Source organism: Actinocatenispora comari (assembly GCF_017312725.1).
Lineage (GTDB): Bacteria > Actinomycetota > Actinomycetes > Mycobacteriales > Micromonosporaceae > Actinocatenispora > Actinocatenispora comari.
This window is the reverse complement of sequence record NZ_BOPO01000002.1, coordinates 75,278-89,015: the sequence shown is the minus strand read 5'-3', so window position 1 is coordinate 89,015 and position 13,738 is coordinate 75,278. Positions and strand designations below refer to the sequence as shown.

Annotated in this window: 13 protein-coding genes; 6 read left to right on the top strand and 7 right to left on the bottom strand. The window is 74.5% G+C overall.

Annotated features, from left to right (window positions below; genetic code table 11):
• Positions 1-97: 97 nt before the first annotated feature.
• Entirely contained in the window at positions 98-2,950 is a 2,853-nt protein-coding gene (locus tag NUM_RS00810) for an ATP-binding protein (RefSeq protein WP_225918241.1), read from the top strand.
• Between the two features lie 14 nt (positions 2,951-2,964).
• Here the strand turns inward: NUM_RS00810 and NUM_RS00805 are convergent, their stop codons facing one another.
• From NUM_RS00805 to NUM_RS00795, 3 genes are all read right to left on the bottom strand, one after another.
• The gene (locus NUM_RS00805) at positions 2,965-3,444 is read right to left on the bottom strand and encodes a hypothetical protein (protein WP_207122523.1); all 480 of its coding nucleotides are present in this window, start codon (positions 3,442-3,444) and stop codon (positions 2,965-2,967) included.
• Positions 3,445-3,453: 9 nt separating this feature from the next.
• A complete protein-coding gene (locus NUM_RS00800) occupies positions 3,454-3,942 on the bottom strand; it encodes a peroxiredoxin family protein (RefSeq protein WP_207122522.1) in 489 nt (162 codons plus the stop codon).
• Between the two features lie 76 nt (positions 3,943-4,018).
• Positions 4,019-4,579: an RNA polymerase sigma factor gene (locus NUM_RS00795; protein ID WP_207122521.1), complete on the bottom strand. Its 561-nt coding sequence runs from the start codon at positions 4,577-4,579 to the stop codon at positions 4,019-4,021.
• 134 nt (positions 4,580-4,713) lie between these two features.
• On the opposite strand from NUM_RS00795, the gene NUM_RS00790 reads away from it, so the two are divergent.
• Positions 4,714-5,625 (top strand): sigma-70 family RNA polymerase sigma factor, encoded by a 912-nt coding sequence (locus NUM_RS00790; protein WP_225918240.1) that lies wholly within the window; start codon positions 4,714-4,716, stop codon positions 5,623-5,625.
• A 51-nt stretch (positions 5,626-5,676) separates the two neighbouring features.
• Here the strand turns inward: NUM_RS00790 and NUM_RS00785 are convergent, their stop codons facing one another.
• A complete protein-coding gene (locus tag NUM_RS00785) occupies positions 5,677-6,666 on the bottom strand; it encodes a hypothetical protein (RefSeq protein WP_225918239.1) in 990 nt (329 codons plus the stop codon).
• Between the two features lie 283 nt (positions 6,667-6,949).
• Between NUM_RS00785 and NUM_RS00780 the strand changes: the two genes are divergently transcribed.
• Positions 6,950-7,420, top strand: coding sequence for a carboxymuconolactone decarboxylase family protein (locus tag NUM_RS00780; protein WP_207122520.1), 471 nt, complete (start codon positions 6,950-6,952; stop codon positions 7,418-7,420).
• Positions 7,421-7,563: 143 nt separating this feature from the next.
• On the opposite strand, the gene NUM_RS00775 is transcribed toward NUM_RS00780, so the two are convergent.
• Both NUM_RS00775 and NUM_RS00770 read right to left on the bottom strand, forming a co-directional pair.
• A complete protein-coding gene (locus tag NUM_RS00775) occupies positions 7,564-8,934 on the bottom strand; it encodes an MFS transporter (RefSeq protein ID WP_207122519.1) in 1,371 nt (456 codons plus the stop codon).
• Between the two features lie 62 nt (positions 8,935-8,996).
• Positions 8,997-9,380, bottom strand: a complete 384-nt coding sequence (locus NUM_RS00770; RefSeq protein ID WP_207122518.1) for a YybH family protein — start codon at positions 9,378-9,380, stop codon at positions 8,997-8,999.
• Here NUM_RS00770 and NUM_RS00765 point away from each other — a divergent pair.
• From NUM_RS00765 to NUM_RS00755, 3 genes are all read left to right on the top strand, one after another.
• Entirely contained in the window at positions 9,379-9,807 is a 429-nt protein-coding gene (locus NUM_RS00765; protein ID WP_207122517.1) for a VOC family protein, read from the top strand. The genes NUM_RS00770 and NUM_RS00765 overlap by 2 nt on opposite strands.
• A gap of 74 nt (positions 9,808-9,881) precedes the next feature.
• A complete protein-coding gene (locus NUM_RS00760) occupies positions 9,882-10,754 on the top strand; it encodes an alpha/beta fold hydrolase (protein WP_207122516.1) in 873 nt (290 codons plus the stop codon).
• Positions 10,755-10,843: 89 nt separating this feature from the next.
• Positions 10,844-11,290: a hypothetical protein gene (locus NUM_RS00755; protein WP_207122515.1), complete on the top strand. Its 447-nt coding sequence runs from the start codon at positions 10,844-10,846 to the stop codon at positions 11,288-11,290.
• On the opposite strand, the gene NUM_RS00750 is transcribed toward NUM_RS00755, so the two are convergent.
• Positions 11,200-13,533, bottom strand: coding sequence for a HelD family protein (locus tag NUM_RS00750; protein ID WP_225918256.1), 2,334 nt, complete (start codon positions 13,531-13,533; stop codon positions 11,200-11,202). The genes NUM_RS00755 and NUM_RS00750 overlap by 91 nt on opposite strands.
• Positions 13,534-13,738 lie beyond the last annotated feature (205 nt).

Here is a 13,738-nt window from a genome sequence, read left to right as displayed (position 1 = left end):
CGAACCGGAAGTGGTTTTCAGCCTCCCGCCGTGGCGGTCGACGCACATCCGTGCTGACCACGGATCCGGCCCGGAGCGGTACGGGAGAATGGCCGGCGTGAGCGCACCGGTGGAGGTCTCGGCTCGGGAAGCCGAGGTGTTGCAGCTGATCGGGCGGCATCTCAGCAACGCCGAGATCGGGGCACAGCTGTTCATTTCGGTGCGTACCGTCGAGAGTCACGTCTCGTCGCTGCTGCGCAAGCTGGGCGCGCCGGACCGGCGGGCACTGGCCCGGCGCGCGGCCGAACCGGCGCGGCCGGCGCTGCCGGCGCCGGCGACCTCGTTCGTCGGCCGGGTGACCGAACGGGCCGAGCTGGCCGCGGCGCTCGCGACGCACCGGCAGGTCACCGCGCTCGGCGCGGGCGGCGTCGGCAAGACCCGGCTGGCCCTGGCGGTCGCGGCGGACGTGGCCGGGTCGTACCGGGACGGGGTGTGGTTCGTCGACCTGGCGCCGACCGGCGACCCGCGGATGGTCGCCGCCGCGGTGGCCGGTGCGCTCGGGCTCGGCGAGCAGCCGGGCCGGGGCATGGCCGAGTCGGTGTCGGCCGCGCTGGCCGACCGGCAGGCGCTGCTGATCCTGGACAACTGCGAGCAGGTACGCGACGGGGTGGCGGACCTCGCCGACCGGCTGCTCGCGGCCTGCCCGCAGGTCACGGTGCTGGCCACCAGCCGGGCCCGGCTGCTGGTGCCGTTCGAGCACACCTACCCGGTGCCGCCGCTGTCGCTGTCCGGCGACGGTACGTCGGAGGCGGTGGCGCTGTTCGTCGACCGCGCGGCCGCGGGCGGTGCCCGGCCGGAGCCGGCGGTCCGCGACGCGGTCGCGGCGATCTGCCGCCGGCTGGACGGGATGGCGCTGGCGATCGAGCTGGCCGCGGCGCGCTGGCCGGCGCTCGGACCGGACGGCCTGACCGCCGCGCTGGCCGACCCGCTGCGGACGCTGGCCGGCGGTTCCCGCGCGCACGACCGGCACCGTTCGGTGCGCGCCGCGCTGGACTGGAGCCACGACCTGCTCGACCCCGATGCCCAGGCGTTGCTGCGCCGGATCTCGGTATTCGCGGCGCCGTTCACGGTCGCGGCGGCGGCCGAGGTGGCCGGGGTCGAGGCCGGCACCGCCGCCGACGGGCTGGCCCGGCTCGCCGAGCAGAGCCTGCTGGTGGTGTCGCCGGCGCCGGCCGGCACCCGGTACCGGGCGCTGGAGTCGATCCGGCAGTACGGGGCCGAACGGCTCGCGGTGGCCGGCGAGGAGGCCGACACCCGGGCCCGGCAGCTGTGCTGGTGCCTGGCCGCCGCGGCGGAGCTGGCCGCGGGCGGAGACGACTGGCGGGCCCGGTTCGACGCGGTCGCCGACGACCTGCGTGCGGCGCTGGGCTGGGCGGCCGACCGCTGCGCACCGCCGCCGAACACCGCCCGGCCCGGCACACCCGGAGACGCCGCGCCGGCGGGTCCGCACCCCGGCGGCGACCGGGCGGCGTTGCGGGCGGACGCGTACCTGCTGGCGAGCCGACTGGCGGAGCTGGCGTTCACCCGGAACCTGACCGGCGAGTCGCAGCAGCGGTACGAGCAGGCCGCCGGGCTGGCGGCCGAACCGGCCCGGGCGGCGCCGATGCTGCGGCGGGCCGCGGCGGTGGCCGGCTGCCGTACCCGTGGCGACGATGCGTACCGGCTGCACCGGGCGGCGGCCGGGGCGGCCCGCCTGGCGGGTGACGTCGCGGGCGCGGCGAGCGACCTGGCCACCGCCGCGACCTGCGCGTACCGGTTCTCCACCAAGTTCGAGCGGCTGCCGGCGCCGGCCGAGGTGCTGGCGCTGCTGACCGAGGCGCGGCAGCTGGCCGGCACCGACCCGGCGGCGTGCGCGGCGGTGGCGCTGGCCGAGGCCGCGGTGCTCGCGGACGCGTTCGGGGCCGCGCAGGGCCCGCCGGACAACGCGGTACCCGACACGATGGCCGCGGCAGAGCGGGCGGTGACGCTGGCCCGCCGTACCGGGGATCCGATCGCCGAGTCGGCCGCGCTGGACGCGCTGACCGGGGCGCAGAGCTGGGCCGGCGACACGTTCGGTACCGCCGCCACCGCGCGGCGCCGCATCACGCTGCTGCGGTCGCTGCCGGAGACGCCGGCCAGCGCGCACGAGCTGGTCGACGCGCTGGGCATGGCGGTCGAGACCAGCCTGGGCGTCGGTGACCTGCCCGGCGCGTACCGGTGGGGGCGACAGCTGGCCGACCACCCGTTGCTGGCCGAGGTCGGGCACCGGGCGACCGCCTGGCTGCTGGTCGCCGACGCGCTGGCCGGCAACGTGGCCGAGATCGGTACCCGGGGCGACCGGTTCCGGGAGGGGTGGCGACGGGCCGGCAGCCCGGCGACCGCGGTGTTCACGCCGGCCGCGACCGGGGTGGCGACGATCCACGCGTTGCGCGGCGACGAGGCGGCCCGGCGCGAGTGGGCGGAGATCCGGGACCGGCTCGGCACGCCGCCGGAACACACCTACGGCTACGGCGCGGTGTTCGACGCGCTGCGGCTGCTGCACGAGGGCGATCCGGCGGCCGCGGTCGACCGGACCGCGCCGCAGCCGGACGAGGTGTGGAAGTGGGTCACCTGGATCTGGCTGCACTGGTACGTGGCGCTGCGGGCCGAGGCCGCCGTGCTCGCCGGTGACCCCGCCGCGCGCGACCGGGTCACCGCTGCGCGGGCGGTCGTGGCCGGCAACCCGGTGGCGACCGCGCTGGTCGACCGGGCCGCGGCGCTGCTCGACCGCGACCGGGACCGGTTGCTCGGTGCGCTGCCCGCGTTCGAGGCCGCCGGTTGCCACTACCAGGCGGCGCGCACGCTCGTCCTGGCCGGTGGCGAGCACGCCGAACGCGGCTCCCGCCTGCTTGCCGACCTCGGCCTGGTCCCGATGGCCCGGCCGGCGGTGTGAGTGCCGCTCGCCGGTCAGTCCATCGTCTCGGTGCGGGCGATCTCGGCCAGCGCGGCGCGGAGATAGCCGGTGAGCGGGTGCGGCGCGCCGGTGGCCAGCCGGGCGATCAGCAGCGGGCCGTGCCCGGCCGCCCCGGCCGGATCCAGCGGCAACGGTTCGCCGTCGGCCTCGTGCACGCCCAGCGCGCCGGCGATCAACGTCATCGCCACGGTCGGATCGAACTCCGGGTACCAGCCGGCCGCGCCCGCGCAGTCGGTGAGCACGGCGCGCAGGTCGTCGCCGGTCAGCCCGTCCGGGTAGCGGTCCTCCAGCAGCAGCCGCACCGTCTCGCCGGCCACGATGCCGACCTGCTCGGCCTGGTGCCCGGCCAGCCGCGCGGTCGCCACCCGGTACCCGTCGGCGTCGGTGTCGCGGGCCGCGGTCACCGCGGCGACGGTCGCCTCGGCGATGCCGCGGGCCGGCTGGGGCAGGTCGTACCACTCGGAGCTGCGCACCCCGCCGTTCTAGCAGACCGTCCCGTCCCGCGCCCCGGTGGCGTCGTCGGTGCGCAGCGCGTCGACCGCGGCGAGGACGCCGGCCCGGTCGTACCCGCCGGTCGGGACCGTGGCGGCACGCAGGTGGCGAACCGTGCCGGCAGCGTCCAGCAGTACCGTGCCGGACTGCTGCAGGGTGCCGAAGAGCCTGCGGTCCAGGCCGACCCGCTGGTGCGGGCGGTCGCCGCGGCCGACGAGCACGGGGAACCCGACGTCGCGTCGGGCCCGCCACGCCGCGGCCGTGCCGCGGTCCTCCGGTACCACCAGCAGGACGCGGACGCCGGCCAGCCGCGCCGCGTGCGCGGCCAGGTCCCGGACGTGCCGGTTGCACACCGGGCAGGTGGTGGAGCGCAGGAAGTACAGCAGGACCGGGTGTCCGCGGTGGTCCGACAGGCGGACGGGGCGGCCGGTGGTGTCCTCGAACGTCAGGTCCGGGGCCGGCGATCCGATGGCGAGCATGACGAGCTTCCTTCCCTCGATGGCGGCCCGCCGCGGAACGCGGGCGGCGGGCCGGGTACGACGACGGATCGGGCGGTCAGCCGCGCCCGGCACCGGTGCCGCTGTCGCGCAGGTTCCGGCGCAGAGCCGTACGGGCCCGGTGCAGCTGGGACTTCATCGCCGCGGTGCTGAGCCCGAGCGACTCGGCGACCGCGCCCCCCGGGTGGCCCAGCACGTCGCGCAGGATCAGTACCCGCCGCTGGGTCTCCGGCAGCGCCCGGATCGCCGCGGCGACCCGCTCGGCGTCGAGCCGGTCCAGCGCCTGCTCCTCGGCCGAGCCGACCGGCGCGGGCCGGTCGACGGCCTCGGCCGGGATCTCGCGGCGCCAGGTCCGGGCCCGGCGCAGGCACTCGTTCCGGACGATCCGGAACATCCACGACGTGAGGGCCGCGGTGGCGCGCAGGGTGCCGATCCTGCGGTACAGCACGATCAGCGCCTCCTGCGCCGCGTCCTCGGCGTCCTGGCTGGTGGCGCACAGGTGCTCGGCGAAGCGCCGGACGTGCGGGTGGGCGCCGTGCACCACGGCGGTGAGCGAGTCGAGGTCACCGGCCTGCGCGGCCTCGATCAGCTGCCTGCTTGCCCAACCCGGCCCGGCCAACGCCGCCTCCCGTGCCCCGTGCGCGCCGCCCGGCGACCCGCGTTCGATCCGTCCGGGACAAGAGCGCCCGGGGCCGGGAAAGGATTCGCGTTCGGCGAATCCGTTACCTTCGCCGGCCGGTACCCGTCATGGTCATGACGGAACGTGCGGAGGAAGGTAACACCATGGCGGGGACGGGGCCGGAGACGCTCGCGGCGGCCTTCGAGCGGCAGCGCGGGCGGTTGGTGGCGGTCGCGTACCGGATGCTCGGGTCGCGGGCCGACGCCGAGGACGCGGTGCAGGAGGCGTGGCTGCGGCTCGGCCGGCAGGACGCCGAGGCGATCGACAACCTGGCCGGCTGGCTGACCACCGTGGTCGGCCGGATCTGCATCGACCTGCTGCGCGCCCGCACCGCGCACCCCGAGCTGTCGTACGAGCAGCGGCTGCCGGAGTTCGTGGTGACCGAGGACGACGACGAGCAGCCAGCGGACGAGGCGGTACTGGCCGAGTCGGTCGGGCTGGCGCTGCTGGTGGTGCTGGACACGCTCGGCCCGGCCGAGCGGTTGGCGTTCGTACTGCACGACATGTTCGCGATGCCGTTCGACGAGATCGGCCGGATTCTCGACCGGTCCGCCGACGCGGCGAAGATGCTGGCCAGCCGGGCCCGGCGCAAGGTGCAGGGCACGCCCCGGCCGACCGACGACCGGCGGCGGCAGTGGCAGGTGGTCGACGCGTTCCTGGCCGCCTCCCGGGACGGTGACTTCGACGGGCTGCTGCGGGTGCTCGACCCGGACGTGCGGTGGACCGTGCACTCCAGCCGCGGCGTGGCGGTCCGGCACGGCGCGGCCGAGGTCGCCGAGCGGGCCCGGCTCGGCGGGCGTACCTCGGTGGACGCCAGCCGCGCGCTGGTCAACGGCGAGCCCGGCATCGTGGTACGGGCGCCGAACGGGCGGCTGGTCGGGGTGATGGCCTGCACGGTCGCCGGCGGCCGCATCGTCGAGATCGTGTCGGTCAGCGATCCCGCCCGGCTCGCCACGATCGACCTGCCCGGCGGCCGGGACGGGTGACGATCGAGCCACGTGATCGACACGGCGTCGCGGCCGCCGGCGCGGGGGCCGTCAGGCGGTGTAGCCGTTGAAGTAGTGCACGCCGTCGTGCGAGGTGTCGCTCGACGACGTCTTCCGGTTGGTGGCGAACCAGAGATGGTCGTTGGGGCCGACCCCGACGCTCTCGATCTCGAAGAGGGTCGGGTAGGCGCTGGAGGTGATCCGGAACGACAGGTCACTGGCCGCGTTGATGGTGCCCGACGCGGAGGAGATGTTGCGGTACACGAGAACGATGCTGACGTTCTTGTAGGTCATCGGGAAGTAGATCGCGTTGCTGCGGTAGCTGTACCCCTGGGTCACGAACGAGGAGATGTTCGAGATGGTCTTGCCGTTCACCTTCGCGTGCGCGACGTCGAGGGTGAACGCGGAGGTCAGATTGATGGTCCCGGTCGAGGCGTTCAACGGCAGCGTGCCGCGGTAGAAGTTCCGGCCGCTCTTGAACAGGAAGTTGATGGTGCTGGAGGTCTTGCTGGTGATCTTCACCCCGGACATGGAGTGGTTCGTGCCGTTGTACTTGATCGTGTAGCTGCCCACCTTGTAGAAGGTGGTGCTGACGTACTTGAGCTTCACCACGCTGGTGCTGCCGGCCTTCATCGTCACGATGAACATGTAGTAGTTACCGTTGGTCGAGCTCAACACGACGTCGTTCGCGTGGCCCAGATAGGTCGCGTACGTCGTGCCGTTGTCGCCGTTCTTCATCAGCGTGGTGCTGCCGTCGCTCATCCGGGTGCGGTAGATGACGGCCCTGTTCTCGTCGCCGTTGATCTTCACCGAATAGGTGTAGCTGGACCCGACGGCGAACCCCTCGGTCGCGTAACAGCTGTTCGCGTTGCCGAGCGTCGCCATGGTCGTGTAGGTGTTGAAGTAACCGGTGCTGGCCGCGGGTCGCACGACCGAGGCGTTTCGGGCGGCCGTCGTCGAGCCGGAGTGTGCACCGGCCCCCTCGGCCGAGGCCGGGGACATGCCGGCGAATCCGACCGCGACCAGCGCAGCGGCCGCCACCGCCGCGGCACCTGCGCGTCCGAGTATTCTCATTCCTGGTCCTCCTGCCCTGTTTCTGGTGCGGTCATGCTACCCGCGCGGTGCATTCCGATTGGTCCCGAGAATCGACGTCGGTCGATGGTGAGTGCCGCCATCCGGCGCGGGAACCCGCGCCGGATTCCCGGCGCGAGCGGTGATCCGTCGGCCGGGCCGGAGCCGAACCCCGCCGCGCAGGGTGCCGGCGTTACGTCTCGGGTCGCTGCTTCGTCGGGTAGTTGAAGCACATCGAAACGAGGAGATCATCATGCAGGCACGACTCGACATCATGGCCACCGAACTCGGTCCGAAGCTCGTCAAGCACTTCGTCGCGTCGCACCGCGCCATCACCGAAACGTCGGTACCGGAGGCGACGCTGAACCTGGTCGACATCCGGGCCAGCCAGATCAACGGGTGCGCGCCCTGCCTCGACATGCACACCAAGGAGGCGATCGCGGCGGGGGAGACCTCGGTACGGCTCAACCTGGTCGCCTGCTGGCGCGAGGCGAGCGTGTTCACCGAGGCCGAACGCGCCGCGCTGGAACTCGCCGAGCAGGGCACCCGGCTGGCCGACAGCGCCGGCGTCGACGAGGAGGTGTGGCGCAACGCGGCCAAGCACTACGACGACGAGCAGCTGGCGGCGCTGGTCGCGCAGATCGCGTTGATCAACACGTTCAACCGGCTCAACGTCATCACCCGCCAGGTCGGCGGCAGCTACCAGGCCGGCCAGCTCGGCTGACCGAGCGGCGCGGGACGGCGACCGCCGTCCCGCGCCGTGTCGGGCGTGCGGCGACCAGGACCGGGTCGTACCAGGATCGGGCGGCCGCCAGGTCCGAGACCGGCATCGCGACCGTCACGCTCGCAACGCCCATCGGCCCATCATCACCGCCCGACATCAACCCGGGCGGGTGTCGCGGCCGGTCGGGCCGCCGCGGTCAGCAGCAGCATCAGCGCCGTCGCGGCGGCACCGATGCTCACGCAGGTCACGAACCCGCCGGTGAGGTCGGCGCCGGCGCCGAGCAACGGACCGAACGTCGCGACGCCGATCGCGGCGCCCACCTGCCGGGAGGTGTTGAAGGCCGCGGACGCCGCGCCGTGCAGATCGGGCGGCACCGCGGCGATCGACTGCGAGGTCATCGTCGGTACGAGCAGCCCGGCGAAGAACCCGGCCGGCAGCAGCGCGACCGCGAGCGGCCAGAGCCCGCCGGCGGTACTCGCCCAGGCCACCGCGAGCAGCGTCACCGTGAGCGCGAGCTGCCCGAGGCCGAGTACGCCGCGGCGGCCCAGCCGCTGCGCGAGCGGCGCGGCGCACAGGCTGCCGATCGAGATGAGGCCGGTCAGCGGCAGGAACAGCAGCCCGCTGCGCAGCGGGTCGAGCCCGCGGCCCTGTTGCAGCAGCAGGCTCAGCGCGAACAGCAGCCCGTAGAAGGTGAAGTTGAACAGCGCGCCCTGGCCGGCGCTGGTGGCGAAGCCCCGGTCGGCGTACAGGCGCGGCGGCAGCAGCGGGGTGCGTGCGGTCCGCTCGGCGCGGACGAAGCCGACCAGCCCGGCCAGTGCCAGCGCGGCGGCGGCGACGACCGCCGGGTTGGCCCAGCCGCGCGTCGGCGCCTCGATGAACGCGTACACCAGAGCGCCGATCGTCACGGTGGCGGCGAGCATGCCGGCGGTGTCGAAGCGCCGCCCACGGCGCGGTACGGCGGGCATCGTGCGCAGGCTCCAGAGCACGGCCGGCACCGCGATGACCACGTTGACCGCGAACACCGCGCGCCAGCCGGCCGCCGCGACCAGGACGCCGCCGAGCAGTGGCCCGGCCGCCATGCCGACGCCGCCGGCGGCGGTCCAGGCGCCGACGAGCCGGTGCCGGGTCCGCTCGTCAGGGGCGGACGCGGTCGCCAGCACCAGCGCGCTGGGCAGCAGCAGCGCGGCGCCCGCACCCTGGGCCAGCCGGGCCAGGTCGAGCGCGGTCATCGACCCGGCGGCGGCGCAGACCGCGGAGGACGCGCCGAAGACCAGCAGTCCGGCGACGAACGTGCGCTTGGCCCCGAGTACGTCGGTGATCGCACCGGCGGCGAGCATCGTCGCGGCGAACGACAGCGTGTACGCGTTGACCGCCCATTCCAGTTCGCTGCGGGAGGCGTGCAGGTGCGCGGCGAGCTGCGGCAGGGCGACGGTCACGATCGTCCCGTCCACGAAGACCATGAACGCCGCGACCAGCGCGAGCAGCACGACACCGCGTCGATGTTCGAATTCCATGGAACTAACCTAGAGCAAGGTTCGACAAATATCGAACCACTTGCGCGAGGTGCGCTCCGGGTTCAGCTCGGCTGGGCGATGCGGGGATGGTCGATGGCCCACAGCCAGGTGCCGTCCGGTTGGCGGCGGGCGACCTCGGCGGTCACCGCACCGTCGGCCAGTACGGTCGAGGTCAGCGCTAGGTCGTCGCGCAGCAGCGTGGGCGACGGGCGGCCCGGCTCGAACCGCGGCCGGTCGGCGAGCAGGTCGGCGTAGACGCGGCGGATCGCGTCCCGGCCCACCGTGGTCGCGCCGGCCGGGAAGGCCAGCACCGCGTCCGGCTCGTACAGGGCGGCCAGGCCGTCCGCGTCGCCGGCGTTGGCGCGCTGCAGAAACAGCCGGCCCAGCTCGTCCGGCGTCGTCGCCCCTGTCACGGCGGCCACCTCCTGCTGCGATGATCGGGTCATGTCAGCATCGCACCGGCCCGGTTTCCACCTGGCCATCCCGGTCGACGACCTCGCCGCCGCCCGCCGCTTCTACGGCGAGGTGCTCGGCCTGCCGCGCGGCCGCGACAGCGACCACTGGATCGACTGGGACCTGCACGGTCACCAGCTCGTCACCCACCTGGTACCGGATGCGACCGGTCCGGCCGGCCGCAGCGAGGTGGACGAGCACCGGGTGCCGGTGCCGCACTTCGGGCTGATCCTGCCGGCCGAGGAGTTCCACGAGCTGGCGGGACGGTTGCGGGACGCGCACGTCGCCTTCGTCATCGAGCCGTACCTGCGGTTTCCCGGCCAGCCGGGGGAGCAGTGGACGATGTTCCTGCGCGACCCGGCCGGCAACGCGCTGGAGTTCAAGTCGTTCGCCGACGAGTCGCAGATCTTCGCCCGCTGACAGCTGGCGCACAGCTGCCTGTTCGTGACCAGGGAGACACCGGGGCAGCCGCGGTGAACTGCGAGAATCATCCGATGACCGAGTCCTTGCGGCTGCCCGACGGCCGGACCCTCGATGTGGACGTCAGTGGCCCGGCCGGTGGTACCCCGCTGGTCTTCCACCACGGCACCCCCGGCTCGGTAGTACCGATCCGGGCGTTCGCCCGCGCCGTGCACGCTCGCGGCCTGCGGCTGGTCACGTACTCGCGCGCCGGGTACGGCGGGTCGACCCGGCGGCCTGGCCGCAACGTCGCGGCCGTCGCCGGTGACGTCGAGGCGATCCTGGATCGCCTGAACGCCGACCGGTGCGTGACGGCCGGCTGGTCCGGTGGCGGCCCGCACGCGCTCGCCACCGGAGCGCTGCTGCCGGACCGCGTCGCCGGGGTGCTGAGCATCGCGTCGGTCGCCCCGTACGACGCCGAGGGGCTGGACTTCGACGCCGGGGCCGGCGAGCAGAACGTCGAGGAGAACGCCGCCGCGCTGCGCGGCGAGGCGGTGCTGCGGCCGTACCTGGAGAACGAGGCGGCCGGGCTCGCCGACGCCGACGTGGACGGCCTGATCGCCGGGATGTCGACGCTGCTGCCGCCGGTGGACCGGGCGGTGCTCACCGACGAGTACGGCGAGGACATGGCCACCGGCTTCCACGAGGCCCTGCGTACCGGCGTGGACGGCTGGCTGGACGACGATCTGGCGTTCGTCACGCCGTGGGGCTTCGCCCTGGACTCGATCGCCGTTCCGGTGTCGCTGTGGCAGGGCAGCGAGGACCTGATGGTGCCGTACGCGCACGGCGAGTGGCTCGCGGCGCACGTGCCCGGCGCCCGCGCGCACCTGCGGTCCGGCGAGGGGCACCTGTCGATCGGCCTGGGCGCCACCGACGCGATGCTCGACGAGCTGACCGCCGCGCTCTGACCGCACGCTCTGACCGACCCGGTCGCCGGGCCCGCCGACCGCCCGCGGTCGGTGCGACGCGGTGGCCGTGGTGACCGCTGGCGATCCTGATGCTGTCGGGGCTGACCGTCCCCGCCGACGTCGACACCGTCCTCGGCCAGGACGGGCGGTTGCCGATTCCGGTCGCGGCGGCCGCGCTGTTCGTCGGCGGGTACGCCAGCTGCCACACGGCACGTCGGGCCGGGCCCGGTCGGCGGTCGAACCGGTTGGGTGCGGCGGGCGCGGTGCTGGTGGTCGCGGCGGCGGTGGCGGCCCCGGTCTCGTACGGGCTGTACGGCGACGACGGCGTGGTCACCGGTGCCGCGCTGCCGGTGCCGTTCCTGCTGGTGTGCGGGACGATCGCCGGCCTGACCGCGTGGCGTGGTGGCGGCGACAAGCGCGTCGCAGCACCGGTCGCGCTCCCCGGTCAGGCTTCCAGGCCGGCCGGCAACTGTCCACTGTGGATGACGCCGAGCCGGTTGGTGGTCCGGGTCAGCGCCACGTACAGGTCGGAGTAGCCGCGGCGGGACTCGGTGACGATCTCGTCCGGCGCCACCACCAGCACGGTGTCGAACTCCAACCCCTTGGCCTGGCGGGCGGTCAGCACCGCGACCCCGCGCTCCAGGTCGGCGTCGTCGCCGCTGGCCGCGTCCGGCACCACCGTGCGCACCGCGGCGGTGACCGCGGTGGCGCGCCCGGCCGGTACGATCACGCCGACCCTGCCGTCGCCGACCTCGGCGGCCTCCGTGCGCACCGTGTCGGCCACCTCGGTGGCGATCAGATCGCTGGGTACGCAACGGAACCACGGCTCGTCGCCGGTGTCTCGAACGGCCCGCGGCGGGGTCAGCGTGGGGTCGATGTGGGCGAGCAGCCGGGCCGCCACCGCCAGGATCTCCGCCGGGGTGCGGTAACTGGTCGCGAGCTCCGCGGTGCGCAGCCGGCCGTCCACGTAGGGCGCGAAGGTGTCGGCCCAGGTACGGGTGCCGGATTCGTCGGCGGTCTGCGCCACGTCGCCGACCACGGTCAGCGACCGGGTGGGGCAGCGGCGCATCAGCGCGCGCCACGCCATCGGCGACAGCTCCTGCGCCTCGTCCACGATCACGTGACCGAACGTCCACTGCCGGTCGACCGCCGCGCGCTCGGCCGCGGTACGCCGGTCGGCCTCGACCTGCCGCTCGGCGAGCTGCTCGGCGGTCAGCGCGTCGGTGACCTCCAGTACCTCGGTCTCCTCGTCCTCGAACTCCTGCGACATGGAGCCCGCGGCGACCTCCAGCACGCCCTCCGCGTACTCGATCCGGCGGCGCCGGAGGCGTTCCTCGCGCTCCCGCCGGGCCCGGTCGTCGACGCCGAGCAGCTCGGCCGCCTCGTCCAGCAGCGGTACGTCGGAGACCGTCCACGGTGCGCCGGGGTCGCGGCGCAGCAGCGCACGCCGCGCCTCGGGCAGGGCGGGCGCGGCGGCGGCCAGCCGGTCGTCGGACGCGTACAGGTCGGTGAGCAGTTGCTGTGGCGTCAACGTCGGCCACAGCTCGTCCAGCGCCGCGGCGAGCCGGGAGTCGGTGGCGAGCTCCCGGCGGATCTCGGCCACGTCGCCCTCGTTGAGCAGCAACGTCCCTTCGCCGGGTGCGTCGTTGCCGCCGAGCGCCTGGTCGGCGTACGGGTCGTCGCCGAGTCGCTGCGCGACCTGCCAGCCGAGCGAGTCGACGACCTCGGCGACGAACACCTCGCGGGCCAGGTTGTGCGGCCGGGTGGTACGCCGGGCACGATCCCGCGCCGCCGCAACGGTTTCCGGCTCCAGCACCACGGTGTCGTGCTGGAAGCCGAAACCCTGGTGGCTGTCGTCGATGAGCACCTCGACCGGCTCGTCCGGTACCCGCTGCCGGTCGGCGACCGCCGCCCGCAGCACCTCGACCATCGACGTGGCGCCCTTGACCAGACCGGCCTCCGGCTCCTCCTCGACGGCGGTGGCGACACCCGGGAACAGCTCGCCGACGGTGCGGGCCAGCACGCCGGTCTCGGCCAGCGCCGGCAGCACGTGCTCGATGTAGCGCAGGAACGTCCGATGTGGACCGACCAGCAGCACGCCCTGCCGGGTCAGCTGCTCGCGGTAGGTGTAGAGCAGGTACGCCGCGCGGTGCAACGCCACCGCGGTCTTGCCGGTGCCGGGGCCGCCCTGCACGACGAGCATCCCGGCCAGCGGCGCCCGGATCACCCGGTCCTGCTCGGCTTGGATGGTGTCGACGATGTCGCGCATCCGGCCGGTACGGCTGCGGGACAGTGCGGCGAGCAGCGTCGCCTCACCGGTCAGCCCCTCGTGCCCGGCGTGCGCGGCGTCGTCGAGGTCGAGCACCTCGTCGGTGACCTCGACGACCCGCCGCCCGCGGGTGTCCAGGTGCCGGCGGCGCCGCACCCCGTCCGGTGCCGCGGCGGTGGCCAGGTAGAACGGCCGGGCCGCCGGCGCGCGCCAGTCGACCAGCAGCGGCTCGTACCCGTTGGCTTCGTCGAAGATGCCGATCCGGCCGACGTAGCGGGGCGGTTCGGCACCGTCGGCGAAGTCGAGCCGGCCGAAGCACAGCCCCTGCTCGACCGCGCCCAGCATGGCGACCTGGTCGTTGGCGTCACGGACCACGCTCTCCCGCTCGGCCCGCTCCGACGGCGTGTTCCCGACCTGCCGCAGCGCGCCGGACAGCCGCCCCTGCGCGTCGCCGCGCAGCTCGTCGAGCCGCCCGTACAGCCGGTCGAGGTAGCTCTGCTCGACCGCCACGGCGGCCGCGTCGCCCGCCGCGGCGTCGGCACCCGCGCTACCGTCGGGGGCGGTCACCGCCGCGTCCCGGGTGCTGCCCGGTGCCGGTTGCTCTGCCACCGTCGATCGGTCCCTGTCTGCCACGCGCCTGCCACCTTCGCCCCGGGGATCTGCCGGCCGGTCGACGCCGCGGCCGCCCTCAGGGCAGCGCGCACCGTGCACCGGA

Coding starts and splice junctions, on each gene's coding strand:
- NUM_RS00760 (WP_207122516.1), top strand. CDS start 9,882: ATGACCGAGTCCTTGCGGCTGCCCGACGGCCGGACCCTCGATGTGGAC.
- NUM_RS00755 (WP_207122515.1), top strand. CDS start 10,844: ATGCTGTCGGGGCTGACCGTCCCCGCCGACGTCGACACCGTCCTCGGC.
- NUM_RS00775 (WP_207122519.1), bottom strand. CDS start 8,934: ATGGAATTCGAACATCGACGCGGTGTCGTGCTGCTCGCGCTGGTCGCG.
- NUM_RS00780 (WP_207122520.1), top strand. CDS start 6,950: ATGCAGGCACGACTCGACATCATGGCCACCGAACTCGGTCCGAAGCTC.
- NUM_RS00770 (WP_207122518.1), bottom strand. CDS start 9,380: ATGACCCGATCATCGCAGCAGGAGGTGGCCGCCGTGACAGGGGCGACG.
- NUM_RS00790 (WP_225918240.1), top strand. CDS start 4,714: ATGACGGAACGTGCGGAGGAAGGTAACACCATGGCGGGGACGGGGCCG.
- NUM_RS00800 (WP_207122522.1), bottom strand. CDS start 3,942: ATGCTCGCCATCGGATCGCCGGCCCCGGACCTGACGTTCGAGGACACC.
- NUM_RS00765 (WP_207122517.1), top strand. CDS start 9,379: ATGTCAGCATCGCACCGGCCCGGTTTCCACCTGGCCATCCCGGTCGAC.